Annotated in this window: 22 protein-coding genes and 1 riboswitch; of the genes, 7 read left to right on the top strand and 15 right to left on the bottom strand. The window is 64.1% G+C overall.

Going from position 1 to position 22,835, the window contains the following annotated elements:
- Positions 1–91: 91 nt before the first annotated feature.
- A complete protein-coding gene (locus KRR55_RS07545) occupies positions 92–2,644 on the bottom strand; it encodes an ABC transporter permease (RefSeq protein WP_217388465.1) in 2,553 nt (850 codons plus the stop codon).
- Between the two features lie 2 nt (positions 2,645–2,646).
- A complete protein-coding gene (locus tag KRR55_RS07540) occupies positions 2,647–3,399 on the bottom strand; it encodes an ABC transporter ATP-binding protein (protein ID WP_217388464.1) in 753 nt (250 codons plus the stop codon).
- Positions 3,400–3,525: 126 nt separating this feature from the next.
- Here KRR55_RS07540 and KRR55_RS07535 point away from each other — a divergent pair, with 126 nt between their 5' ends.
- From KRR55_RS07535 to KRR55_RS07525, 3 genes are all read left to right on the top strand, one after another.
- Entirely contained in the window at positions 3,526–4,083 is a 558-nt protein-coding gene (locus KRR55_RS07535) for a VanZ family protein (RefSeq protein WP_217388463.1), read from the top strand.
- A gap of 334 nt (positions 4,084–4,417) precedes the next feature.
- On the top strand, positions 4,418–5,167 hold the full coding sequence (locus tag KRR55_RS07530; protein ID WP_217388462.1) for a FadR/GntR family transcriptional regulator: 750 nt from the start codon (positions 4,418–4,420) through the stop codon (positions 5,165–5,167).
- Positions 5,164–5,868: a cache domain-containing protein gene (locus tag KRR55_RS07525; RefSeq protein ID WP_217388461.1), complete on the top strand. Its 705-nt coding sequence runs from the start codon at positions 5,164–5,166 to the stop codon at positions 5,866–5,868. The genes KRR55_RS07530 and KRR55_RS07525 overlap by 4 nt, the downstream gene beginning before the upstream one ends.
- A 40-nt stretch (positions 5,869–5,908) precedes the next feature.
- On the opposite strand, the gene KRR55_RS07520 is transcribed toward KRR55_RS07525, so the two are convergent.
- The 10 genes from KRR55_RS07520 to KRR55_RS07475 form a co-directional block, all read right to left on the bottom strand.
- A complete protein-coding gene (locus KRR55_RS07520) occupies positions 5,909–6,742 on the bottom strand; it encodes a gamma-glutamyl-gamma-aminobutyrate hydrolase family protein (protein WP_217388460.1) in 834 nt (277 codons plus the stop codon).
- On the bottom strand, positions 6,739–7,509 hold the full coding sequence (locus KRR55_RS07515) for a gamma-glutamyl-gamma-aminobutyrate hydrolase family protein (RefSeq protein ID WP_217388459.1): 771 nt from the start codon (positions 7,507–7,509) through the stop codon (positions 6,739–6,741). Before KRR55_RS07515 ends, KRR55_RS07520 begins: the two co-directional genes overlap by 4 nt.
- Complete coding sequence (locus tag KRR55_RS07510) at positions 7,506–8,228, bottom strand: ABC transporter substrate-binding protein (protein WP_217388458.1); 723 nt, start codon at positions 8,226–8,228, stop codon at positions 7,506–7,508. Before KRR55_RS07510 ends, KRR55_RS07515 begins: the two co-directional genes overlap by 4 nt.
- A complete protein-coding gene (locus tag KRR55_RS07505) occupies positions 8,228–9,643 on the bottom strand; it encodes a glutamine synthetase family protein (protein ID WP_217388457.1) in 1,416 nt (471 codons plus the stop codon). Before KRR55_RS07505 ends, KRR55_RS07510 begins: the two co-directional genes overlap by 1 nt.
- Positions 9,644–9,671: 28 nt before the next feature.
- The gene (locus KRR55_RS07500) at positions 9,672–10,901 is read right to left on the bottom strand and encodes an NAD(P)/FAD-dependent oxidoreductase (RefSeq protein WP_217388456.1); all 1,230 of its coding nucleotides are present in this window, start codon (positions 10,899–10,901) and stop codon (positions 9,672–9,674) included.
- A gap of 2 nt (positions 10,902–10,903) precedes the next feature.
- A complete protein-coding gene (locus tag KRR55_RS07495) occupies positions 10,904–11,095 on the bottom strand; it encodes a ferredoxin (protein ID WP_217388455.1) in 192 nt (63 codons plus the stop codon).
- Positions 11,096–11,147: 52 nt separating this feature from the next.
- Positions 11,148–12,359, bottom strand: a complete 1,212-nt coding sequence (locus KRR55_RS07490) for a cytochrome P450 (RefSeq protein WP_217388454.1) — start codon at positions 12,357–12,359, stop codon at positions 11,148–11,150.
- Positions 12,360–12,430: 71 nt separating this feature from the next.
- Positions 12,431–13,948 (bottom strand): APC family permease, encoded by a 1,518-nt coding sequence (locus KRR55_RS07485; RefSeq protein WP_217388453.1) that lies wholly within the window; start codon positions 13,946–13,948, stop codon positions 12,431–12,433.
- A 476-nt stretch (positions 13,949–14,424) separates the two neighbouring features.
- Positions 14,425–15,339, bottom strand: a complete 915-nt coding sequence (locus KRR55_RS07480) for a cation diffusion facilitator family transporter (protein ID WP_217388452.1) — start codon at positions 15,337–15,339, stop codon at positions 14,425–14,427.
- Complete coding sequence (locus KRR55_RS07475) at positions 15,336–15,734, bottom strand: ArsR/SmtB family transcription factor (protein WP_217388451.1); 399 nt, start codon at positions 15,732–15,734, stop codon at positions 15,336–15,338. The genes KRR55_RS07480 and KRR55_RS07475 overlap by 4 nt, the downstream gene beginning before the upstream one ends.
- A gap of 63 nt (positions 15,735–15,797) precedes the next feature.
- On the opposite strand from KRR55_RS07475, the gene KRR55_RS07470 reads away from it, so the two are divergent.
- Entirely contained in the window at positions 15,798–16,394 is a 597-nt protein-coding gene (locus KRR55_RS07470; protein WP_217388450.1) for a DNA-3-methyladenine glycosylase I, read from the top strand.
- Entirely contained in the window at positions 16,391–17,284 is an 894-nt protein-coding gene (locus tag KRR55_RS07465; RefSeq protein ID WP_217388449.1) for a DNA-3-methyladenine glycosylase family protein, read from the top strand. Before KRR55_RS07470 ends, KRR55_RS07465 begins: the two co-directional genes overlap by 4 nt.
- Positions 17,285–17,306: 22 nt before the next feature.
- Here the strand turns inward: KRR55_RS07465 and KRR55_RS07460 are convergent, their stop codons facing one another.
- On the bottom strand, positions 17,307–18,155 hold the full coding sequence (locus tag KRR55_RS07460) for a siderophore-interacting protein (RefSeq protein WP_336245061.1): 849 nt from the start codon (positions 18,153–18,155) through the stop codon (positions 17,307–17,309).
- A gap of 75 nt (positions 18,156–18,230) precedes the next feature.
- Positions 18,231–18,887, bottom strand: a complete 657-nt coding sequence (locus KRR55_RS07455; protein WP_336245060.1) for a TetR/AcrR family transcriptional regulator C-terminal domain-containing protein — start codon at positions 18,885–18,887, stop codon at positions 18,231–18,233.
- Between the two features lie 93 nt (positions 18,888–18,980).
- Between KRR55_RS07455 and KRR55_RS07450 the strand changes: the two genes are divergently transcribed.
- Together KRR55_RS07450 and KRR55_RS07445 are read left to right on the top strand one after the other, a co-directional pair.
- On the top strand, positions 18,981–20,609 hold the full coding sequence (locus KRR55_RS07450) for an amidohydrolase (RefSeq protein ID WP_336245059.1): 1,629 nt from the start codon (positions 18,981–18,983) through the stop codon (positions 20,607–20,609).
- Positions 20,606–21,976: an APC family permease gene (locus tag KRR55_RS07445; RefSeq protein ID WP_217388445.1), complete on the top strand. Its 1,371-nt coding sequence runs from the start codon at positions 20,606–20,608 to the stop codon at positions 21,974–21,976. The genes KRR55_RS07450 and KRR55_RS07445 overlap by 4 nt, the downstream gene beginning before the upstream one ends.
- Before the next feature lie 75 nt (positions 21,977–22,051).
- On the opposite strand, the gene KRR55_RS07440 is transcribed toward KRR55_RS07445, so the two are convergent.
- Positions 22,052–22,657 (bottom strand): histidine phosphatase family protein, encoded by a 606-nt coding sequence (locus KRR55_RS07440; protein ID WP_217388444.1) that lies wholly within the window; start codon positions 22,655–22,657, stop codon positions 22,052–22,054.
- Between the two features lie 46 nt (positions 22,658–22,703).
- A riboswitch (SAM riboswitch) is annotated at positions 22,704–22,828 on the top strand.
- Positions 22,829–22,835 lie beyond the last annotated feature (7 nt).

Below are 22,835 nucleotides of genomic sequence, written 5' to 3'. Positions count from 1 at the left end.
CCCGGCTCCCTTCTGCCGGGGAACGGCCGAGGGCAGGGCGCTTCGCGGTGAAGTGCCCTGCCCTCCAGGGGAACCAGCCGTCCCCCAGCCGTTACTCGCTGGCGAGCCCCTGCACCGGGGCCAGCTTGGCGGCCCGGCGGGCCGGGACGATGGAAGCGGCAAGTGCCGCCACCACGCTGACGGCGATGACCGCGACCAGCTGGAGCCACGGGATCGAGATGCTCATGGCGCCGAAGGCCCCCATGACCGACTGGGCCCCGAGCAGCCCGTAGACGGACCCAAGCACCACGCCGATCAGTGCGGCGACGCCGCCAATCAGCACGGCCTCGGTGGCCAGCATCGACTTCAGCTGCCGGCGGGTCAGGCCCAGGGCACGCAGCAGCGAATTTTCCCGCGTCCGCTCGAGCACCGAGAGGCTCAACGTGTTGGCCACGCCGATCAGGGCGATCAGCACCGCCACGGCCAGCAGGCCGGAGACGATCATCAGCAGCATGTCGATGACGGTGTTGAACATCTGCTTCATCATGACGCCGCCGCCGATCGCGAATTCCTCCACGCCCAGCGCACCGGCCATGTCCGTGGAGAGCGTGCGAAGGGCTGCCGCATCCAGCGAGTCGTCGGTCTTGACCCACAGCTGCGTGCGGGCCATTTCGCCCTTTGCCGCAGCGGCCCGGTCGATGCCCAGCACCGAGCCTGCCGTCTCCCAGGTGATGACGGCCCCCATGTCGCTGCTTTCGCTGATCAGCATCTTCAACTCGCCGGATCCGCCGGTGAAGGAGCTGGCTTCCATGGTGTCGCCCTCGTTGTTCGAGCCGACCAGGACCTCGCCGTTGCCCGGTACCTGCTTGTCACTGTTGAGCACAGATTTCAGGGTTTCAGGATCGGCGGCCAGGATCGGCTGGCCATTGGCGGAGTCCCCCACGTAGGTGAGCGCGGAAAGTGCCTGGACCCCGTTGAGGGCCCTGACCTTCTCCAGTTCCTCGTCGGTGAAGGAAACGGTTTGGTAGTCGTCAACCACCACGTCCACCAGGAACTCGCTGCCCAGGGCATCGCCCAGCGACGACTTGGCGGTCTGGGCGCCAACCATCATCATCGAGACCAAGGTGACGCCGATGAGCAGGGCGGTGGCCGTTGCCGTGGTGCGCCCCGGGTTGCGGACGGCATTCAGGCTGGCCAGCTTGCCCGGCACGGTTCCGCCGGAGGTCAGGGCGCCGATGGCCGAAACGGCCTTGGGCAGGAAGAGGGAGCCAAGCATCAACACGCCGGGGAAGGAAAGCAGCCCGCCGCCGAAGGCAATCAGGATGTCGCCCTGGATGGCACCATAGGCCAGGGCCGCCGCACCGGCGAGCACCAGCAGGAAGCCGAAGATGATGCGCAGCTTGCCGGCCTTGTTCCCCACGGCGACGTCCTCCGCCGGACGCAAGGCCGCCAGCGGGGAGACTGACATGGCCTTGCCTGCCGGGACCCAGGCCGCAACCAGGGTGATGACCGTGCCCGCAAGCATCGGAACAATGATCGAGACCGGGCTCACGGCCAGCGTCACGAAGGACATTTCCTCCACGGTGCTCGAGAGGATTGCGATCAGTGTCGCCATGATGCCCACGGCCAGCAGCACGCCGCCGGCCGAGGCCAGCACGCCAATCACGAGGGCTTCGACGAGCACGGATGAGCGGATCTGCGAGCGCACGGCACCCAGGGTGCGCATCAGGGCAAGTTCACGCGTGCGCTGGGCGATGAGCACGGCGAAGGTGTTCATGACCACCAGCCCGGTGACCACCAGGGCGATGAGCGCGAAGACCAAGAGCACGATGGTGAGCTGGTCGCTTCCGCCGGAGAAGCTGGCCACGTCCTTGACGATCTGCTCATCGGGGGTCAGCACCTGGACAAATTCCAGGCCGGTGCCCTTCAGCGCGGAAGCGATCGAATCCTTGGTTCCGGCGAGGGCCGCCGGGTCGTTGACTTTCAGCACGATCTGGTTGTAGACCGTTGGCGCGTCCCCGCCCAGTGCATTCAGCAGCGAGCCGCTGACGGTCAGGTTCATGACGGAACCGGACATCGGGTCGTTGGAGCTCGCGGTGGTTCCGGTGATCTTGACCTGGCGGTTGACCTGCTTCTCATCGGAGGTCACGGCGCCCAGATCCAGGACATCGCCGATGGAGATGTTGTATTCCTTGGCGTAGGTGGAATCGACTGCGGCCTGTTCGCCGCCGGTGGGCAGTGCCCCGGATTCCAACACGGTGTTGCTCAACGCCGGATCCTTGGCCGCGGTGTTCACCGACGCGTAGTAGTCCTTGCTTCCGGCGCGGACGCTGACTCCCACCTCGCTGGCGCCGTGGACGGCGGACACGCCGTCCACCTTTTCGATGGCTTCCAGCGCCGCGGCGCCGAGCTGGTATGAGGATTCCTTCGGTTCTGCGTCGCCGCCGTCGGCGGTGGCCGCGTCATAAGCTGCGGAGTAGTCTCCGGAGACCACGAGGTCGGCATTTGCGTACGAGGACCCGAGGCTGTTCTTCAGCGTTTCGGTGGCCGAGGCGTTGACCATGAGGGTGGCGGCCAGGAAGGCCGTGCCGATCATGACCGCCAGGGTGACCGCGATGAATCGCCGGGAATAGGTCTTGAGGTTGGCTAGTGCTAGCTGCAGCAAGGCTATGCACCCAGCCCGGAAAGCGCCTGGGTCACGGATTCGACGGTCGGGGCCTCGAGCTGGCCCACCAGTTCGCCGTCCTTCATCAACAACACGGTGTCGGCGTAGGAGGCGGCCACGGCGTCGTGGGTGACCATGATGATGGTCTGGCCCATCTCGCGGGTGGAGGAACGCAGCAGCGAGAGCACCTCGGCGCCGGTGCGCGAGTCAAGGTTGCCGGTCGGTTCGTCCCCGAAGACGACCTCGGGGCGGGTGAGCAGGGCGCGGGCCACGGCCACGCGCTGCTGCTGGCCGCCGGAGAGCTCGTGGGGCTTGTGGTTCAGGCGGTCGGTCAGTCCAAGGGTGGTGACGATTCTCTGCAGCCATTCCTTGTCGTGTTTCTTGCCGGCCAGTGCCAGCGGCAGCAGGATGTTGGCTTCCGCGGTGAGCGTGGGAACCAGGTTGAAGGACTGGAAAACGAAGCCGACCTTTTCGCGGCGCATCTTGGTCAGTGCATCGTCATTCAGCTTGGAGATGTCCGTCCCGCCGATGAAGATCTGCCCGCCGCTGGCATCATCCAGGCCGGCCAGGCAATGCATGAGCGTGGACTTTCCGGATCCCGAGGGGCCCATGATGGCGGTGAACTTGCCGCGGGCGAAGGAGACGTCGACGCCTCGCAGCGCCTCGACGCGGGTGGTTCCCTCGCCATAGATCTTGGTCAGGCCCGTCGCGTGGACAGCGAAATCGGTGCTGGTGTGTGGTGCAGTAATGGTCATGGTTCCACGTTATGTGGCCACTGTATGGTTTTGGATCATCCTAGGGGACCCTTTTATCCACCGCTTGGCTCATACCCGGGTATGAGACAGCGGGCTCACAGGCTACGCCGATACGATCCTATGTCTATGCTCTATTTCGCCGTCCCCACCGTTGCGCTGCTTGTCGTGCTGGGCCTTGCCGCAAGCATCGCCCTGCTGGCCGTCCTTCTTTGGTTCGCTTCCGGTGGCAATTCCCGCGCCCAGCGCCACGTGCTGCTCGTGGCCATTCCCGTGTGGGCCGTTGGCCTGGCCGTGGCGGTGTTTCCCGCCGCTCCGACGCCGGATCCTTCGATCCCGGCCGGCACCTTCAACTGGATTCCGTTCCTGGCGCACCGGGAGCGCTCCCTGGGCGTGGAGCTGCTGGCGAACCTCGGCCTCTTTGCCCCGCTGGGCATGATGTTGGCCTTCTGTTGGCGTCGGTTTGCGGTACTGAAGACCACCCTGCTGGTGTTGGGCATGTCGATCTGCGTTGAAGCCACCCAGCTGGCGCTGCGCAACAATCGCGCCTCGGACATCACAGACATCATCACCAACACCGCCGGCGGGTTTATTGCGGCAGTGATCGGATGGGCCTTGGTGTCGATGGCCAGGGGAAGGCGGAGCGCGGCAGATGCATCCAGCCAGGAGCCATTGCTAAAGAGGTAATATCGCGCATTCCGCAACCACCGGATCCAGGAACGTGTTCCACGGCGTGCTCCCCGTCGCAGGCATGCCGGACATCCCCATACAGATCCGACTCCCTGTCCGGGTCCTCCATGCGGACCTCGACATCCATGCTCCGGGCCTCGAATGACGGGCTACGCACCCGGGGACGAATTGTTGAAGTTCGCCCCGCTTTGCTTGCTTTCCATCTCGGTGCGCGTCAATCCGGTTTTCTTCTCCATCTGGGGACTCGCGTTCCACGGTTCACCGGATCTAGCCGATAGACTGGCCTGAATTTCCGTTTGTTTGGCTTGGAGTACCCGGTTTGGCCTTGAACATGTCTTTCCAGTCGCAGATCTATCGCTCCTTGCCAGATCTGGAACGTTCCGATGCCATCGTCAACCGCATTTCCAAGGCCATCACGCTCGGCATGCTGCGCGTGGGGGAACGCCTGCCCAACGAGATCGAGATGTCTGAGATGTTCGGCGTGGCCGCGGCAACCCTGCGTGACGCCCTGGCTGTCTTGCGCGACCAAGGTATCGTCGAGACCAGACGCGGTCGCAGCGGCGGGACATTCATTCTGAAGCAACCGCAATTCCAGCTCGATGCCATGCGCAAGTGGCTAATGGCCACATCGATTGCCGAGATCCGGGATCTCGGAGACGAACAGTCGGCCATAGCCGCCGCCACCGTCCGCCTGGCCTGCGACCGGGCCGAGCCGCATGAATTGGAGAGACTGCAGGATATGGCCCGCTCATTGGTCTTGGCCGAAAACGCCCAGGCGCGGGCACGTGCCGACAGTCGCTTTCACATTGAATTGGCGGTGACTGCCCAATCCACCAGATTGGCGAACGCCGAAATCCGGTTGCAGGCCGAAACGGTGGAGGTTCTCTGGTCTCCGTTGGTCGATGAGTTTGATGCGGAGCGGGCCACCGCGGAACATCTCGCGCTGGTGCGTGCAGTGTCCGAAAATCACAGCCAACAAGGGCAACAATTGGTGATCGACCATATCCGGCGCAGCACGCACCATCTCATTGATACGAAGTTGGCCCTGAGCTATGCAACAGACGTGAAGGAAACCCCATGAGCCTCCCCCAACCAACAGTTGCAGCCTTGGGAAACATTTCCAGCTGGTTTAACGAGGCGTCGACGGCTACCTACGCTATGGCCGCCGCAGTTACCGAACTGCTCACACGAGAAGTAGCCCCGAGCGCACTTGTCACCAAGGACGATCTGGCCGGCCTGAAGACCCTGGCCTCCGATTTCCTGCAGCGGCATCCGTACGCCGTTGGGTCCGGGGCAACTTTTTACTCGGCTCGGATGAGCGCGGGACAAGGCGTCCTCGAATGGTGGACCCCTGGACCCAACGGGGCCGAAAAGTTGGTATTTGACCTTGATCCGGGCGGGGAGAGGTTCTACGACTATGAGCATCTTCCCTTTTTCAGCGCCGCGGAGAGAACCGGCGAAGTAACGATCTGGGGACCGTACGTCGATTACCTGGGATCGGACGAGTACATCCTCACGCACACCGCCCCGTTCGAAATCCATGGGGAATTTGCGGGTGTTGCCGGCTATGACGTGACGGTGCGGGCACTGGAAGACATTTTTCTTCCCACCTTGCGTTCGATCCCCGGCCATGCGGCCCTTTTGAACTCCAGCGATCGGGTCATCATCGGCAACTCCGGTGCCTACCTGGTGGGGGAAAGGATCAAGGCCACGCCCAGCGAAAGCCGGATCGTGCCCTTGGAAGTCCCCCACCTGGGTTTGTCCCTGTTGGTTCCCGCCTAGCTTCGTGGCGGGTCGAAGACATTTCGACCCGCCACGCCAGTCAGGCCCACTGCGCGAGCTGCGCGACTTGCCGGCGACGCAGGATGCCCTGATCCACCAGGGCGCCGAAGATCGCGCGGCGGTCCTCCGCTGATCCGTCGCGGTCTTCCGGATGCCATTGAACGGCCACGGCCCATGTTTTCCCGGGGTGTTCGGTGCCCTCCACGATCCCGTCGTCGGCCACGGCGCTGACGATCAAGTCCGCGGCCACGCGGTCCACGGCCTGGTGATGACCGGAACGCACGGTGACTCGCCCACGGCCCAGGATCCCGCGGATCTTGCTGCCCTCGGCAAGAGTCACCCCTTCGTCGAGGAACATCGGCTGGCCGGATTGACCCTGGTGCAAGGTCGAGGGAACGATGTCCGGCACCAATGTCCCGCCGAGAGCCACGTTCAAGAGCTGGGATCCCCGGCAGATGGCAAGCAGCGGTTGGTCCTTCTCCAGGGTCCGGTGGATCAGGGCGATGCAGAATTCATCGGCAGTGCGGTCCACACCGTAGGCCTTGGGGATCGGGCCCTGAAGTTCGTACAGCGACCCGTCCACGTCACCGCCGCCGAGAAACAGCACAGCGTCCGCTTCCTCGGCGGCCAGCGCCGCCCGAGGATCCGCCGCGGAGCTGTCGATCAAGATAGCGCGGGCCCCGCTTTCCAGCAATTGGTCGAAGGCACTGCGAGTGAAGTCGCGCATGATCCTGTGGCTTTCGCCAACCATGCCGGGGAAAGTCAATGAGACCACCACTGCCACCAGTGGAGCATCCGGGGGAAGCAAGTCGAACCCTTCCGGGATGACTTCTTCCAGGGTCAATACCCGGTCTTCTCGTGGATCGGTACTCATAAACCCAAAACCTCCAAGGTGTTCGTCTGCTCGCGCGAGGACGCCGCGGCACGGAAGGTCCCGGCTGCCTCGACGACCCAGCTGAATAGTGCGTGGTCGGTGGCCGAGGCCTCGGCCAGGTCCTCGGGATGCCATTGGACGGCCAGCAGCGAAGCGTCCGGAAGCTCCAATGCCTCAATGACTCCGTCCGGTGCCGTGGCGGCAACCCGCAGCCCCGCTCCGATGCGGTCGACCGACTGGTGGTGGTACGAGGAGGTACACACGGGGGCATGCCCCAAGACCGAGGCAAGGAGCGTGCCGGGCTCGCAGGTTACCGGGTGCTGGGCGCCGCGGTGCTGGATCTCGCCGGGCGCCAAATGGCCCACAAGCGTTCCGCCGTGGACGACATTAAGTAATTGCATGCCCCGGCAGATGGCCAGGGTCGGGATTCCTGATTCGAGGCAGGCCTGCAGGAGGCCGGCTTCGTAGTCGTCCTGTCCCGGGTAGTCGGCCGGCCAATAGTGCTCGTCCGGCTCACTTCCATAGCGACGCGGGTCGACGTCGGCCCCGCCGGCTATGACCACTCCGTCCAGCCGGGCGAGCTGGTCGGCCGCCGACTCGCTGCTGCCTGGAAACAGGACAACGGGTTCACCTCCGGCCCGGTCAATGCCGGCCAGCACGGCCACGGCCACTGCAGCCCCCGCGAAGCGCATGCCCTGCACCTTGGCCGACCACATGCCCGGGACGCCTATCAGCGGGCGTCGGGCGGGCCCTGGACCCCCCGTCATGCCCGGCTGCCCGCGATTGCCTCGATGCTGTGGCCCAAGGGAAAGTCGAGCGTTGGCATCCAGGTGTCCCACACCTCGCGCAGGCTGCCGTCGGCAATCACGGCAGCCAGGGCCACGTTGAGTTCCTCGCGCAGGAAAAGGTTGTCCTTGGCGACCCCGATCCCCCACGGGTTGCGGGTTGCCACGGTGAAGGCCACGTCGTAGCGCGGGTCGTCCCCCAGCGGCACCAGCACCACGTCGTCATCGACCATGGCATCGACGCTCGAGTCGGCGACCGCCGCCAGCATGTCTTCGTAAACGGTGTCCCCGCTGAAGGGAACGAGGATCGCCCCTTCGAAGGTTCGTGCCAATGCCATGTTGGCGCTGCCGTCGATGGCGGCCACCCGATACCCGGCCAGGTCAGCCGGGGTTCGTGCAGGGTCGTCCTTGCGCACCAGTACCGTTTCATCGAAGACCGCATACGGGCGGGTGAAATCCACGATGGCCTGGCGTTCGGGAATGATGCCCTGTCCGCACCACACCGCATCCACCTGGTGGTCGCGCACCGAGGGCAGCATCTCGTCCCATCCCATGACGACCCACTCGATGTTCCTGCCCATGCGCGAGGCAACAAGCTCGGCGGCGGCCGGCTCGTAGCCGGTGCGCTGGCCGTTGTCATCGATCAACGAAAAGAGTGGGGGTGCGACCGCGTCGATGCAGGCCAGTTTGAGCGTTGTCATTACGGCATCGTCTCCCAGTACATTTCGCGGTCCCATTCGGTGATCGAGCCGCAGTAGCGGGCCCATTCCTCTTCTTTGAGCTTGGTGTAGATCGAAACCAGGTCCGCCGGCAGCTGCGAGGTCAGGTAGGTGTCCGAGACGAACGCCCCGATGGCATCGCCGAGGGTCAGTGGCAACTGGGCGCCGAGCGCCGGCGCGCTGTCGCAGGCCTCGTCGGGAGCGCCCGGTTCAAGCTTGCGGTTGATCCCGTCCTCCATCGAGGCGATCAGCAACGTGTGGGACAAATAGGGGTTCACCGCTGCGTCCGGAACCCTGTACTCCATCCGGCCGTTGGCGGAGATGCGGATTAGGCAGCCGCGCGAGTCAAGGCCCCAGTTGGCAGTGGAAGGCGCGAATTGCCCGGCGTCCCAGAACCGTTTGTAGGAGTTCACGGTGGAGGCCATCACGGCCATGGATCCCTGGGCGTGGGCCAGCATGCCGCCAATGGCGTGCCGGGCGGTCTCCGAAACGTGCAGTTCCAGACGTCCAGCGTCCTCGATGACGTTGGTGTCCCCGTCCCAGAGGCTGAGGTTGTGGTGGCAGCCATTGCCCATCTGGCCGTTGTAGGGCTTGGGCATGAAGGAGGCGGTGACCCCGAATTCGCGGGCTACCTGCTTGCAGATCTGTCGGTACGTGACCAGCCGGTCCGCGGTGTTCTCCACGCGGTCGTACATCCAGTTCAGTTCGAGCTGCCCGTCGTCCTCGTAGTCGCCCTCGATCATGTCCAGGCCCATGGCCTTGGAGTAGGTGACAAGCTTCTTGTAGATCGGGCGCATGCGCTCGAGATTCTCGACCTGGTAGGCGGGGCTGGAGCCGGGCCGCTTGACGACCTCGAGGCCGGGTCCTTCCCAGGTCATTTCCGGTTCGGTGCCCGAGCGCACTTCGAATCCGGTGCGTTCAGTGAACGCGGCGTGGGTCCGGGCCAAGAGTGAACGCGTGTCGATGGCCAGCGGACGGCCGCCGACCTCCGGCAGGTGCGGGGGCTCATAGGCGGTGCAGAAGATTCGGGCGACCGAGGTGTCCCAGGGGAGCACCACAAAGGATTCTGGCTCCGGCAGGGCCCAGAACTCGCGGGCCTCGATGCCGCCGCCGATCAAGTTTCCATGACGGTCGTTTTGCAGGTCGGAGAGCGCCGTGCGGTGGAAACAGATTCCCTTTTCCAGGTTGCGGCGGAAGTGGTTGGCGGGAACCATCTTGGCCACGACGCGCGATCCGATGGTGGGCAGCGCGTAATAGATGTACTCGACCCCGGCGGCCTCGATCTTCGCCGCAAGGTCCTTGACGACCTCGAGTGCGAGGTTGCGGGCCTGGTGCCGGGAAAAGGCTTCACGGTCCAGCGTGGCGTCGGATTCGGTTCTCAGTGCTTGCAAGGTCATGGGACTCAACTCGTTTCTACTGGAAGTCTTAGTTGGTGACTAGTGCGCCGGCGTCGAGCACCAGCTGGCGGTAATGCAAGTGCCGCGAGGCTGGCAGGCCGGCATTGACGACGCCTATGAGCGTGTTCCCGCGGTAGTAGCCCACCGCGACCCCCTCCTGGGGCTTGCCGGGGTCGCCCTCGAGGATTCGGGTTTCCTCGGCGTCGGCAGGGGAACCGACTCCGTTGATCCGGGTGCCGAAGATGTCGGTCCAGAAAGACGGAAGCGGGGCTGGGGCCTCTGCCGGCGTCCGGCCGGCGATCCCGGCGACCAGCGCAGGGGCAGCAATCTTGGCGGTGTCGGTGGGCGTCGCCCAGTGCTCCACTCGCCGGGCGGGAAGCCCGTTACGGACATCGGGGTAACGGGCAATGTCACCAATGGCGACAACGCATGGCACCGGTTGCCCGTCGGCGGCCAGGACGCGCAGGTGCCCGTCGCATTCCACGCCGTCGCCGAGGTCCAGTCCGTTTCCCTGCAGCCATTCGACATTGGCATGGGATCCCACGGCCTCGATGATCACCTCTGCAGACACCGTGCGGCCATCGGAAAGCTCGATCCCGGTGCAGGATCCATCGCCCCTGTAGGCGACTACGGAGACCGCCTCCCGGCAGTCCACACCGCGGCGCGAGAGCATCTCCCGCACCCCGGCGGAAAGTGCCGAACCCAGAGGTCGCTCCATGGGGCCGGTGCGTCCCTCCACGAGGGTCACCGCGCAGCCCAGCGAGGCCGCGGTGGCCGCGCTTTCGCATCCGATGAACCCCGAGCCGATGACCCCGACCCGGGTTCCTGGCAACAGCACCGTGTGCAGGGCCAGGGCATCGTCGATGCTGCGCAAGACGTGACGCCCGTCCAGGGGACCGGGGACCGCAACCCGCGCCGGACGCAGCCCCGTGGCAATCACCAACCCGTCGAAACTGATTTCCTCCCCGTCGTCAAGGGTGATGGTACGGCCGGCGAGGTTGGAAGCAGTGATGCGGGTTCCCAAGCGCCACTGGATTCCGGTGGCACTGCGCCGGGGCCGGAAGGCCAGCTTGGAAAGTACCTCTTTCGGGGTTCCGGGTGCGGCCAGGACCTCCTTGGAGAGCGGTGGCCGGTTGTAGGGGGGATGGTTTTCCTCCCCGATGACCAGGATTTCGCCCTCCCAGCCGGTTGCCCGCAGCTGTTCGGCGGCGCGTAGTCCCCCGAGCGAAGCCCCGGCGACGATGATCCGCTGGCCCATGGCTAGTCCTTCACGAAGATGGCTTGGACCGGACACACGTCGATGGCTTCCTCGACTTCGTCAAGCAATGCATCGTCGAAGATTTCCTCGAATTCAAGGACTCCTTCGTCGTTCATCGAGAAGACTTTCGGGGCGGCGATGGCACACTGGCCGTGGTTGTCGCATAGTTTACGGTCGACGGTGATCTGTGACATGGTGAAGCTCGTTTCCTTGGTGCTGGCGGTGATGTGGAAAGGCAGGCGGGGCCTAGATGCGCTTGGTGAAACCGATGGGTAGCCGAATCGGACCGGTGTTGCCCGAGTCGGGCAGCCATTCGTCCCCTCCGGTCAGGTGCGGATTGCCCAGGCGGCCGGCCAAAAGCGGAAGTGCCTCGCTCATGTCGGCGCGGGCCACGAAGTGGCCGAGGCAGTGGTGCACTCCACCGCCGAACCCGTAGTGGGCGGGGTGTTCACCAAGCAGGTCCAGTTCAGGGTTGGGGAATGCGAGAGGATCGGTGCCGGAAGCTTGGGTGAAAAGGTGCACGGTGGTGCCGGCGGCAATCTCCAGTCCCTGATAGGTGAAGTCCTCAACTGCCTCGCGGGTTACCCAGGTGACGGTTGGGTTGATGCGCATGACCTCTTCGACGGCCTTGGCGCCGAGCTCAGGCCGCGCCGACAACAGTTCCCACTGCTCCGGGTTCCGCATGAAGGATTGCATGGCAAGCCCTAACTGGTTGCGGGTGGTGTCCATGCCGCCGAAAATCAGCAGCACCAGCGCGTTGCGCAATTCCTCGTCGTTGAGCTTGTCGCCATCCCGGCTGGCCAGGACCAGCCGGGAGACAAAGTCCTCGCCCGGATTTGCTTGGCGGTCCTTGATGAGGTCTTCGGCGTAGTCATACAGCTCGGCCACCGCCGCGTCGACCTTGTCCAGGTCCTGCTTGAAGGTGACGCCAAGTGCCAGTCCAATGGTGGAGGCAAGCCGGGCAATGGTCGGCCATTCGCTTTCCGGTATGCCCAGCAAGATGGTCAGCACGCGAGTGGCGTACGGTTCCGCAAAGTCTCCGATGAACTCGCAGGAGCCACTGTCGATGAATTCGTCAATAAGTTCGTTCGCCAGCGCCTGAAAGCGTGGAACCAGGTCCTTGATCAGCCGCGGGGAAAAGGCCGGGTTGAGGAGACGCCGGATCCGGTGGTGGTCTTCTCCCTCCAATACGAGCAGGTTCTTGGTCCACCAGTCAAAGAATAGTCCGCCATGCACTCCGTTGTGGGCGGGCCACTTGGCACTGCCCTGGATGAGCTTGGGGCTCTTGAGCAGCTTGCTGACTTCCTCGTAGCGCAACACGGCGATGCCGTAGTTGGTCTTTGCATACCAGCTGGCCTCGCGGGCGTTGCGGAGCTCTTCGGACTGCATAGCGAAGCTCGGATCCGAGATGTCGAGATAAGGGACGTTGAGTTGGTTCGGGGCGGTTTCGACACTCATGGTGCGATCCTTTCGTGGTGGTACTGGTCTTCTTGGGCGGTCGCCCATCGGCTGATAGTGGCTTCGCGTTTTTAGCTTCCGCCGACAGTTTCGAGAGCGCTACAGGCATCCGCGGCGGGAGCGTTCCCCTTGAGGTGGGGTTTGCGAAGCGCAAGATAGAGTCCTCCGATTCCCAGGACGAAGATTGAGGAAATCAAGACGATGTAGTTGGCGAACCATCCGGCTTCCGGTGTCCGTGGCCAGGCCATGTTGATCATGCCCAAGACCCCCCACAGGAGTGCCATCACATTGACCGGAATGCCCCAGCGACCTAGCTGGTACTTGCCTGCCGGCTTCCAGCCCTTGAGCCTGGCCCGCAGTGAGGCCAGCACGACCATTTGGAAGCCCAGGTACATTCCCATGGCCGCGAAGGAGATGATGGCGACCAGTGCATCTTCGGAAATCTTGGAACCGATCACGACCAGCGCGGGAAACACACCGGCGATCAGCAGCGCGTACGGCGGTACGTGGCGGCGATCGCTGAATCGGCTGAGCAGGGAACTGAATGGCAGGATTCCGTCGCGGGCCATGGAGTAGGTCAGGCGGCTCGCAGCAGCCTGGAGGCTCAAGACGCACGAGACGAAGGAAACCAGCACCACCCCGAGCACGACTTTGTAACCAACAGGGCCGAATGCCGCCATCAGGACTCCCACGAGCGGGTCGGAGTCGGCACCTGAAATCACTGCCCCGAAGTCGGGGACGGCGAGGATGAGCGAGAGACAGACGAACATCGCCGCCGCTCCCCCTATGTAAATGGTCATGCGCATGGCCTTGGGAATGGTGCGACCGGGGTTCGGGACTTCTTCCGCCACGTCGCCGCAGGCCTCAAAGCCGTAGTACTGGAAGATACCTATCAATCCGGCTGCTGCGAAGGCCACGAAGTAGTCGGAACCCTCACCGGCGCCGAAGGTCTCAAAGAGCACGCCCAGGTCATGATTGCGGTGGCCGATAATCAACCAGAGGCCCACGACAACTGCACCACCGAGTTCCGCGATCAGGCCGAGCATGGCGACCTTGTTCAGTACGCCGGTGCCGAGGAGGTTGAGGCAAGTTGCCAGCGCGATAATGACCAGCGCGGCGAGGATGGTCGCGTCGACGCTGCTTTCCATTCCGAGGAAGGCCGCAAGGTACGGGCCTGCGCCGTATGCCACGGAGGCGATCGTCGTCAGAAGCGCGACAAGGTAAACCCAGCCATTCATCCAGCCCCACTTGCGGCCCCACAGGCGTCGCGACCACGGGTAGACCCCGCCGGCGACCGGGTAGTTTGACACGATTTCACCAAAGACCATGGCGACGAACATCTGCCCGGCTCCAACTATGAGCAACGACCAAAACATCGGGGGCCCCGCGGTGCCCAATGCGATCGCAAAGAGCGAATAGATTCCCACCACGGGCGATAAGTAAGTGAACCCCAGCGAGACGTTCCCCCAGAACGTCATCTCTCGCTTGAACTGGGCTTCATACTCGTAGCCGAGAGATGCCAGGTGGGCGGCGTCCTCGTCATGCACATGCGATGAGGCCTCAGGTACTTTACGTGACTCTATGGACACGACGTCTCCTAGTTGGATTTCGGTGGTTTGGTCGAGTGAACAGAGCCACGCACCCTTGTGATGTACATCACGCGGCCTCTGGTAAATAAAAACTGTATCCGTGAATGATTTAGAGCGCAAGCCCTCCGACAAGTTTCCACAGCGGGCCAAACTGACATCTACGGCCATATATGGCCCTTTCACCTCAAAGATCATTCACTTCGGGGCGGAATACTCAACTTCCTGCATGCAAAAACCAACCGCACCGGCCTTCCCAGCAATGCGAATGGGGATATAAACTTCATTTCCGAAGGTAAAATTCAACGGGTGCGCACAACCACCCGACCATGAGGCAAAACCGATCCGAGGATTCTTATCCGTGGACACTCGGGCGAGGGGCGGACAAAACAAAGCGCCCGTGGTCCAGTTTCAAGAACTGGACCACGGGCGCGTCGCCGGTGCCGTAAATCTCCTCACGCGGGTCAGGTGCGAATCCGCTAGTCGTGCCCCTCGTGCTCCGGGGCCTGGTGCCTGTGTGACTCGATCTGGAAGGTCGAATGCTCGATGCTCACCTCGAAGTGCTCGGCCACGCACGACTGCAATTCGCCAAGAAGGGTGGCCGCGGCACCGGTGTGGAACGCCTCGTCTTCCACCACGACGTGGGCGGAGAGGATCGGCAGGTTCGTGGCAATCTGGCTGGCGTGCAGGTCGTGGACAGCCAACACCAGCGGGTGCGCGACCAGGTGGGCACGGACGTCTTCGAGGTCAAGCCCCCTGGGCGTGGATTCCAGCAGGATGTGGGTGGTCTCCCCCAGCAATTTCAGTGCGCGCGGGATGATCAGGGCGGCTATCAGCATGGCGGCAATCGAGTCCGCCTGCATCCAGCCCGTCGCGGAAATGACGATCGCCGAGATGATCACGGCAACGGATCCCAATGCGTCGTTGACGACCTCCAGGAAGGCTGCACGCATATTCAGGTTGTCGTCCTTGCCGGAGGCCAGGATCAGCATCGAGGCAACATTGCCAAGCAGGCCGATGATGCCGAAAACGAGCAAGCCGCCCCCGGCTATCTCCGTCGGCTCGAAGAGACGGCGGATGCCGTCGACCAGCGCGTAGACGCCCACGCCGAGCAGCAGGGCCGATTGGAGGGTCGCGGAAAGCACCTCCGCCCGGCGAAAGCCCCAGGTGCGCTTTGCGGTGGGCTTCCGCATGACCAGCGTTGCCGCGGTCAATGCCAGCAGCAGGCCGGTGGAATCGGTGAGCATGTGGACGGCGTCAACGAGCAGGGCCAACGAGTTGGTGATGAACGCACCGACAACCTCGGCGATGAGGATGGTCGCGGTGATGCCAAATGCCCATGCAAGTTTCTTCCGGTTGGTCGTTGCCGAACCATGGTCGTGGTCGTGGCTCATGGGCGCGCTCCTTCCGGTACCGGCGAGGGACCATGGACCGCGGTGAAGTCGTGCGTTTCGAGTTCATGGCCGTCGCTGATGCCGATGTAGTGGTTCGCGTCCCCCAGAAGCTTCTGCAACAACTGCGGGTTTGCCAGCGAGAACAAGCTGGCGCGGCCCTGTGCCCGCGAGGTCACCAGTCCGCAGTCACGGAGGCAGGAAAGGTGGGCGCTGACAGTGCTCTGGGCCAGGCCCAGGTGCTCGGTGAGTTCCTTGACCTTGTGCTCCCCGGTCCGCAGGTGCGCCAGGATCATCAGTCTCGTGGGATCGGCCAGTCCATGGAAAAGGGCCGCCGCCGCGGCATGGCCCTCGAGGGCGTTCTGGCGTCCATGGTCCGCTCGGTCTAGCATCGTCATATTACGATGATAGCGATTTGTGGCGATAAAGCCAACGGAGAACAGCCGTGGCAGGATTGGAACATGAGCACCGGAATAATCATTGGAGAAGACAGTCTTGCCCGACCGTCCTGGGCGGCAACGGACCCGATGATGCGCACGTACTACGACACCGAGTGGGGAATGCCGGTGCGTGACGAGCATGGCGTCTTTGAACGGCTGAGCCTCGAGGCCTTCCAGGCAGGACTGTCCTGGGCAACCATATTGCGCAAGCGAGAAAATTTCCGCGAGGCCTTCTCCGGGTTCGACCCCGAGGTCATCGAGCGATTCGGCGATGCGAAGGTCGAAGAGCTGCTGGGCAACGCCGGGATCATCCGCAACCGCGCCAAGATCCTGGCGACCATCAAGAACGCGAAGGCCACGATCGCGCTGCGCGAGGACGGCGGCCTGGCCGAGTTCATTTGGTCGTTCCAGCCCGATTCCACCCCGGCTCCCAACGCACTGGAGGACATCCCCACCACCAGCCCCGAATCCGTGGCCCTGTCCAAGGCGCTGAAAAAGCGCGGCTTCGCCTTCGTGGGGCCCACGACCATGTTCGCGCTCATGGAGGCACTGGGCATCGTGGACACCCACCTGGTGGGCTCGCACCGTCGCGGCACCTCGGGCATCTGGCCGGCATGAGCTCGCGCTTTCTGGAGTCCAACGGCCCGTTGGACCCCGCCCACATGTTGCGCACGCTGGGCATTCATTCGATCCCTACCCTCGATATCCACGAGCCGCGCGCACTTCGGCACACCCGAGTGGTGTCGATTGCTTCTGGCCCGAGGACCGTCGAGCTGGAATTTGCCGAGGATGGCGTGCAACTTACCTGCGCCGAGGCGAGCGCGCATGACCTCGGCCAGCTCGAAGGCATCGTGCGCGCCTGGCTGGATCTGGATTCGGACCTCGCGCGCATGCAAGGTCACTTCGACCGGGACGCCCTGCTCGGCCCCCTGGTCCGGGCCCGGCCATGGTTGCGCCTGGTCGGATACCTCAATGGCTTCGAGGCAGCGGCCACCACGATTCTTGGCCAGCAGGTATCACTGGCGGCGGGCAGGACCTTTGGCGGGCGATTCGTGGGCGCCTACGGAAGCGACGGGCCAGGCGGCCTGCGCATCTTCCCGACACCCGAGGCGGTGGTTGCGCAGGGCGTCGACATCTTGCGAGAGACCATTGGGCTCACCAAGTCCCGTGCTGCCACCTTGTTCGCCATGGCGGAAAGTTTCGCCGCCAAGGATTTTTCCGGTGCCGCCGGCATCCCGCTGGACCGCGCCGAGCTTCTGGCGTTGCGCGGCGTCGGCCCCTGGACGGCCGATTACCTTCAGATGCGCGGTCGCAGCGATCCGGATGCCTTCGTACCCGGTGACCTTGTCGCCCGCAGGGCGTTGAACCGGATCACCGAACGCGAGGCATCCAGGTTGGCGGAATCATGGGCACCATACCGGTCCTACGCCATGGTCCATCTTTGGGCCTCGGACCCGGGGGCCCCACTGCCGCCCGCCCTCTCCAGGCCGGGTGGCCAGGGGACCTGAGTGGCCCCGGTTCGCAACCGGGCTACGCGCTTAGCGCCTCGGGAAAGATCTGTCCGATGGGCGACTTCTTCTCTGCCTGGAACTCGTCCTCGGCACGCCCGTAGGCCCAGTAGGCGGACAGGGACATGGCCCTGCGGTCCACGCCGCGTTCGCCATTGAGGTAGGCACGCAACGACTTCATGGTTTCACGCTCGCCATGGGCAAAGACCTGGATGGTTCCCTCGCGCCAGGGCGCATCACGCACCACTGCCTCGAGCCGTGTGCTTTCCGGAGTGAAGTAGCCGCCGCGGTGCAGCCAGTGGACGTTGACCCCTGCAGGAACGTCCAACTGCACCTCATCCTCGGGGCCAATTACCTCAAGGTAGATGTCCCCCACCATGTCCGGGGTCATGTCCTCGACGGCCGCGGAAATCGCCGGAAGAGCGGTCTCATCCCCGATCAGCAGATGGCGGTCAAATGCCGGGTCTGGCGTGTAGAGTCCGCCGGGACTGGTGAAGCAGATCAGGTCACCGATCTTGGCATTTTGGGCCCAGGGGCCCGCCAGTCCCTGATCACCGTGGATGACGAAGTCGATCTGCACGGTTTGGGCACCAAGATCCACGTGGCGCAGGGTGTAGGTGCGGCGAACCGGAAAATCTTCCGGGGCCAGCTGCTCGCGCAAGGCGTCGAGGTCGAACGGGGGCACCAGACCAAGTTCCGGCTTGGCAAAAAGGATCTTGACGTAGCGGTCGGAGACGGCCTTGTCCTGGAAGTTCACGAACCCCGGCCCGCCGAAGGTCAGTCGCATCATGTGGGGACTCAGTCGCTCGCTCGCCAAAACCTCGAGGACTACCTGGGGCCGAACCGGACGTGCTGAACGCTGCGTACTCACTAATTACCACTTTCTTGGATTAGGGAAGGTAAACCTATCCTATTCGATGGGGCATCGACCAAGCCAATGCCAACTTCACATGCCTACTCCATTGCGCCGGGCCAGACCGTCGATCATGATCGCCAGCCCGACCTCAAATGAATGGTCCGCGCGCGAGCCCTCAAGCGCAGACTGCGCAGCGAGGACTCCGGCCAGCCCCGGGGTTTGCGCAGCGGCCTCGCCGGGATCGAACATGTCATCCGGGGCAACCACATCAAGCGCGGACCCCAGGATGAACGACTCCAATGCCACCATGTCGCCCATAACTGCGGACGCCTCCCAGCCGGCGGCAAGGAATCCCTGCACTACGCATTCATACATGGCCAAGGTTCGAGTCGCCCCTGTGATGGGCTCGGTGGCCAACAGGGCAATGGCATTTGGGTGTGCGGAGAACGCGGCCCGGTAGGACCGGGCCCAGCGCTCCACGGCTTCGCGCCAGGACAAGTTTCCGAAACCACTGACATCAATGCTCTCATTGACCACCTCGCGCATCCCCACCAACAGCGCCTGCTTGTTCTTGACGTGGTGGTAGAGCGCGGGCGGCTTGACCCCAAGCTCGCCGGCGAGCGCTGCCATGGAGAACTTCTCCGGCCCCACTGAATTGAGCAGCCTAAGGGCCGCGACGAGGATCCTTTCGCGGTCGAGCACCGAGGTGCGCGGCCGACCGGCGCGACGAACTTCTGACGAATCCACCAAAACCCCTTGCGTGTGACTCCGCCCACAGATAAGGTAGGCGACAGTTTATTTAATCTTATTAAATTTAGTTGGGAGCTGTACCCCTTGACCTTGACAGTCTTTCATTCGGGCTCGGTTGCCGGTGCCCCTGCGGGGCAAACGACCGCCGTGGCGGTCACCGACGGAATCATCACCGCCATCGGACCGGCCGCCGGGGACCTGGCATCGATCGCCGATGTCCTCCATGACCTGCGCGGCGGCTACCTGGGGCCCGCCTTCGGCGACGGCCACGCCCACCCCCTCTTTGCCGGGCTCGAGGACGTCGGTCCCCAGATCCGCCACTGCACGGACCTCGACGAAATCCTGGCCGCGGTCGCACGCTGGGCGGACGAGCACCCCGGGGACGAATGGATCGTCGGTGCCAGCTACGACGCAACATTGTCCGAAGACGGATGCTTCGATGCCCGATGGCTCGACAGCGTCGTTTCCGACCGCCCCGTACTCTTGCGCGCCTGGGACTACCACACGGTATGGGTCAATTCCCGGGCACTGGAAATTTCCGGGGTCACCTCGGAGACGCCAGAGCCCGAGCTCGGCCGTATCATCCGTCGCCCGGACGGGTCCCCCCTGGGGACGCTGTGCGAACCCGGCGCCATCGACCTGGTTGCCGCCCATGTTCCCGCACACGGCCAGGACACCTTGGTCTCGGCCCTCACCAGGGCCACCTCGGCATTTGCCCGGGCCGGTGTCAGCTGGGTGCAAGACGCATGGGTGGAAACGGAATCCCTCGACGCCTACCTCGCCGCCGCACGACAGGGGGCGTTGCACACCCGGGTGAACCTTGCCTTCCGCGCGGACCCGTTGCGCTGGGCACGGCAACTGCCCGAATTTGCCGCAGCCAGGGACCGCGTGGTCGCCGCCGGTGGGGAACTGCTCAGCGCAAACACCATCAAGTTCTTCCTGGACGGGATCGTTGAATCGCACACGGCCCACATGATCGATGCCTATGCGGACTGCCCCGGCAGCCGCGGCCTGCCCAATTGGGAAGACCACTCACTCATTGATGCGGCGATCGCCGTGGATGCCATGGGTTTCCAGTTGCACCTGCACGCCATCGGAGACGCCGCCGTGCGTCAGGGACTGGACACCATTGCGGCGGTCGTTGCCGCCAACGGCCCACGCGACCGCCGACCGGTCATGGCCCACCTGCAGTCCATCTCCCCCACCGACCTGCCACGGTTCAGGGAACTGGGCGTCATCGCGAACTTCGAGCCGCTGTGGGCCCAGCGGGACACCGTCATGACCGAACTGACCTTCCCGCGGCTTGGAGCCGAACGCGCGTCACGGCAGTTCCAGATCGGCGAGGTCGCCGCCTCGGGCGTCAAGGTGTCCTTTGGCAGCGACTGGCCCGTCACACACCACCACCCGATGCTGGGCATCGGCACGGCAGTGACCCGCACAGGGCTGGCCGACCCCGACGTTCCTCCGCTGGCCGGGGCCCCCTACTGCGTTGTCGATGCCCTGGACTCCTACAGCACCCAGGTGGCCTACCAGGCCTTTGCCGACCACGAACGCGGAACCCTGGCAGCGGGGCAGATCGCGGACCTGGTCTGGCTGGAGAGCGATCCGCGCTCCAGCGCGGAACACGACGTGGCCGGCGTGAAGGTCCTTGGCACCTGGCTCGCAGGCAACCCCACCTATTTGGCAGCACCCGATCGAATATTGGAAGGAACACGATGAACACCAAGGTCTCGGCCCACGTCCCTGCAGTCGGCAGCATCCACGGCTCCCGTCCCACCGAGCTCAAGCGGGTCCTGGGCATTCCCTTCCTGGTGCTCTTCGGACTGACCTACATGGCACCCGTGACGGTGTTCACCACCTACGGCGTGGTGACCGGGGTGACCAACGGACATCTGCCGGCCGCCTACATCGTGGGGCTGGTGACCATGCTTTTCACCGCCTTCAGTTATGCCCAGATGTCCCGGGCCGTGCCCCAAGCCGGATCCGCCTACGCCTACACCCAGCAGGCCTTCGGCGGAACTGTCGGCTTTGCCACCGGCTGGACCCTGATGCTCGACTACTTGTTCATCCCGATGATCAATTTCCTGCTCATCGGGATCTACCTCAACACGCAATTCCCCGCGGTTCCCGCCTGGGCGTTCTCGCTGGTGTCCCTCGTGCTGGTGCTGGGCCTGAACATCATCGGCATCAAGTTCATCGGCCGGCTCAGCGCCACGGTGGTCGCCTCCTCGGTGCTCATGATCGGCGTCTTCGTGGCCCTGGTGCTCAACCAGGTCCTCAACGCCGATGCCCCAAGCCTGTTGGCACCGTTCTCCTTTGGCGCCGACGGCCTGGGCCCAATCTTCTCCGGCGCTGCCATCCTCTCGCTCTCGTTCCTGGGATTCGATGCTATTTCGACCTTGTCGGAGGATGCGAGGAATCCCGGCAAGACGATTCCCGCCGCGATCGTGCTCACCACCTTGGCCGGCGGTCTGATCTTCATCGTCGTTGGCTGGGCCGGGGCATTGATCCACCCGGACCACACCACCTTCGCCGACCCGGATGCCGCGGGCGTCGAGCTCATGGCAGGGGTCGGCGGTTCGGTGCTCACCGCGATTTTCGTGGCGGTCTACGTGGTGGGGTCATTTGGTTCGGCCATGGCCTCGCAGGCCAGCGTGACCCGAATCCTGTACTCCATGGGCCGCGACGGATTGCTGCCGCGCCGCATGGGCATGCTCAACCGCCGTTTTTCCACCCCCGTCTATGCCACCCTCGTAGTCTCCGCGGTGTCGCTGACCTACCTCTTCGTCAGCTTGGAGACTGCGGCCTCGGTGGTCAGCTTCGGGGCCCTGGTTGCGTTCTCCATGGTGAACCTTTCGGTCATCAAGACCTTCTTCATGGATGCGAAGTCGCGCGGTGCCCGCTCGGTGTTGCTCTACCTGCTCATGCCCCTGGTGGGATTCGCGCTGACCATTTGGTTGTGGACCTCGCTTTCCGGCGTCAGCCTCGTGGTGGGACTGATGTGGTTCGCGGCAGGAATAGGCTTTTTGGCCATCCGCACCAAGGGCTTCCGCACCACCCCGCCGAAGCTTTCCTTCGAGGACTGACGCCGACCCGGAAATGCCGCCCCACGAAGTTCCGGCATCGTGCGGGCGGCACCGCCGTTTGCGGGGCGGGACCTTCTAGTCCAGGTGCCGGTCCTGCCAACTGCGCATGGTCCAGCGGGATTTGGCTGCCGCATCCAGCGTCACCACGCCGGTGTTGGCCAGGGGCGTCGGACGCAGCAAGCCGGGGTCGAAGTTGGTGCTCCTGGACGCAAGCCAGGTCACCAGCATGGCTGCGTGGCTGACCACCACGAGCTTCCCGGTCCCCGCGGCGCGGGCCTGCTCGATGACCACGTTGAAGCGCTCCAGCGCGGTGTGTGCATCTTCGCCGCCTGCAACCTTGGCTGCCAGGTCGCCGGAGAGCCAGCGGAAAAAAACGTCGCGGTAGGCCAGCTGGGCCTCGGGGTCGTTGCGCATTTCCAGTTCCCCGGCGGAGATCTCGCTCAATCCCGCATGCTCGGCCATGATCAGGCCGCGCGACTCGGCCAGGGGCGTGGCAGTCATCTTGGCGCGCAGCAACGGCGAGGAGAAAACCGCGTCGACATCCTCAGCACCGAGCCGCTTCACGAGTTCCCGAACCTGGGCCAGGCCCGTCTCATCCAGCGGGGCGCCGGGGGCCGCGGTGTCCAGGGCCTGTGCCACGTTCGAGGCGGTCTGCCCGTGGCGGATCAAGATGAGTCTCATTCATTCACTCTAAATCGTCGCCGGTGATTTGGTACGATGAATCCAGCTTCACGAGATGCACGCCAGACTTGGGCTCCGACCCGGCGCGCGCACCAACCCCATGCTTCACGGGTGGTTCGGATGACGAAGCGGTCCTGGCAGCAGCCGCTGCCCTGGGGACAAGAGCACACGAAAGGCG

The sequence above is a fragment of the Paeniglutamicibacter quisquiliarum genome (assembly GCF_019084045.1).
GTDB lineage: Bacteria > Actinomycetota > Actinomycetes > Actinomycetales > Micrococcaceae > Paeniglutamicibacter > Paeniglutamicibacter quisquiliarum.
The sequence above is the reverse complement of the archived record's forward strand: the minus strand, read 5'-3'. Positions and strand labels throughout refer to the sequence as shown.

Coding starts and splice junctions, on each gene's coding strand:
- KRR55_RS07540 (WP_217388464.1), bottom strand. CDS start 3,399: ATGACCATTACTGCACCACACACCAGCACCGATTTCGCTGTCCACGCG.
- KRR55_RS07535 (WP_217388463.1), top strand. CDS start 3,526: ATGCTCTATTTCGCCGTCCCCACCGTTGCGCTGCTTGTCGTGCTGGGC.
- KRR55_RS07530 (WP_217388462.1), top strand. CDS start 4,418: ATGTCTTTCCAGTCGCAGATCTATCGCTCCTTGCCAGATCTGGAACGT.
- KRR55_RS07525 (WP_217388461.1), top strand. CDS start 5,164: ATGAGCCTCCCCCAACCAACAGTTGCAGCCTTGGGAAACATTTCCAGC.
- KRR55_RS07520 (WP_217388460.1), bottom strand. CDS start 6,742: ATGAGTACCGATCCACGAGAAGACCGGGTATTGACCCTGGAAGAAGTC.
- KRR55_RS07515 (WP_217388459.1), bottom strand. CDS start 7,509: ATGACGGGGGGTCCAGGGCCCGCCCGACGCCCGCTGATAGGCGTCCCG.
- KRR55_RS07510 (WP_217388458.1), bottom strand. CDS start 8,228: ATGACAACGCTCAAACTGGCCTGCATCGACGCGGTCGCACCCCCACTC.
- KRR55_RS07505 (WP_217388457.1), bottom strand. CDS start 9,643: ATGACCTTGCAAGCACTGAGAACCGAATCCGACGCCACGCTGGACCGT.
- KRR55_RS07500 (WP_217388456.1), bottom strand. CDS start 10,901: ATGGGCCAGCGGATCATCGTCGCCGGGGCTTCGCTCGGGGGACTACGC.
- KRR55_RS07495 (WP_217388455.1), bottom strand. CDS start 11,095: ATGTCACAGATCACCGTCGACCGTAAACTATGCGACAACCACGGCCAG.
- KRR55_RS07490 (WP_217388454.1), bottom strand. CDS start 12,359: ATGAGTGTCGAAACCGCCCCGAACCAACTCAACGTCCCTTATCTCGAC.
- KRR55_RS07480 (WP_217388452.1), bottom strand. CDS start 15,339: ATGAGCCACGACCACGACCATGGTTCGGCAACGACCAACCGGAAGAAA.
- KRR55_RS07475 (WP_217388451.1), bottom strand. CDS start 15,734: ATGACGATGCTAGACCGAGCGGACCATGGACGCCAGAACGCCCTCGAG.
- KRR55_RS07470 (WP_217388450.1), top strand. CDS start 15,798: ATGAGCACCGGAATAATCATTGGAGAAGACAGTCTTGCCCGACCGTCC.
- KRR55_RS07465 (WP_217388449.1), top strand. CDS start 16,391: ATGAGCTCGCGCTTTCTGGAGTCCAACGGCCCGTTGGACCCCGCCCAC.
- KRR55_RS07445 (WP_217388445.1), top strand. CDS start 20,606: ATGAACACCAAGGTCTCGGCCCACGTCCCTGCAGTCGGCAGCATCCAC.
- KRR55_RS07440 (WP_217388444.1), bottom strand. CDS start 22,657: ATGAGACTCATCTTGATCCGCCACGGGCAGACCGCCTCGAACGTGGCA.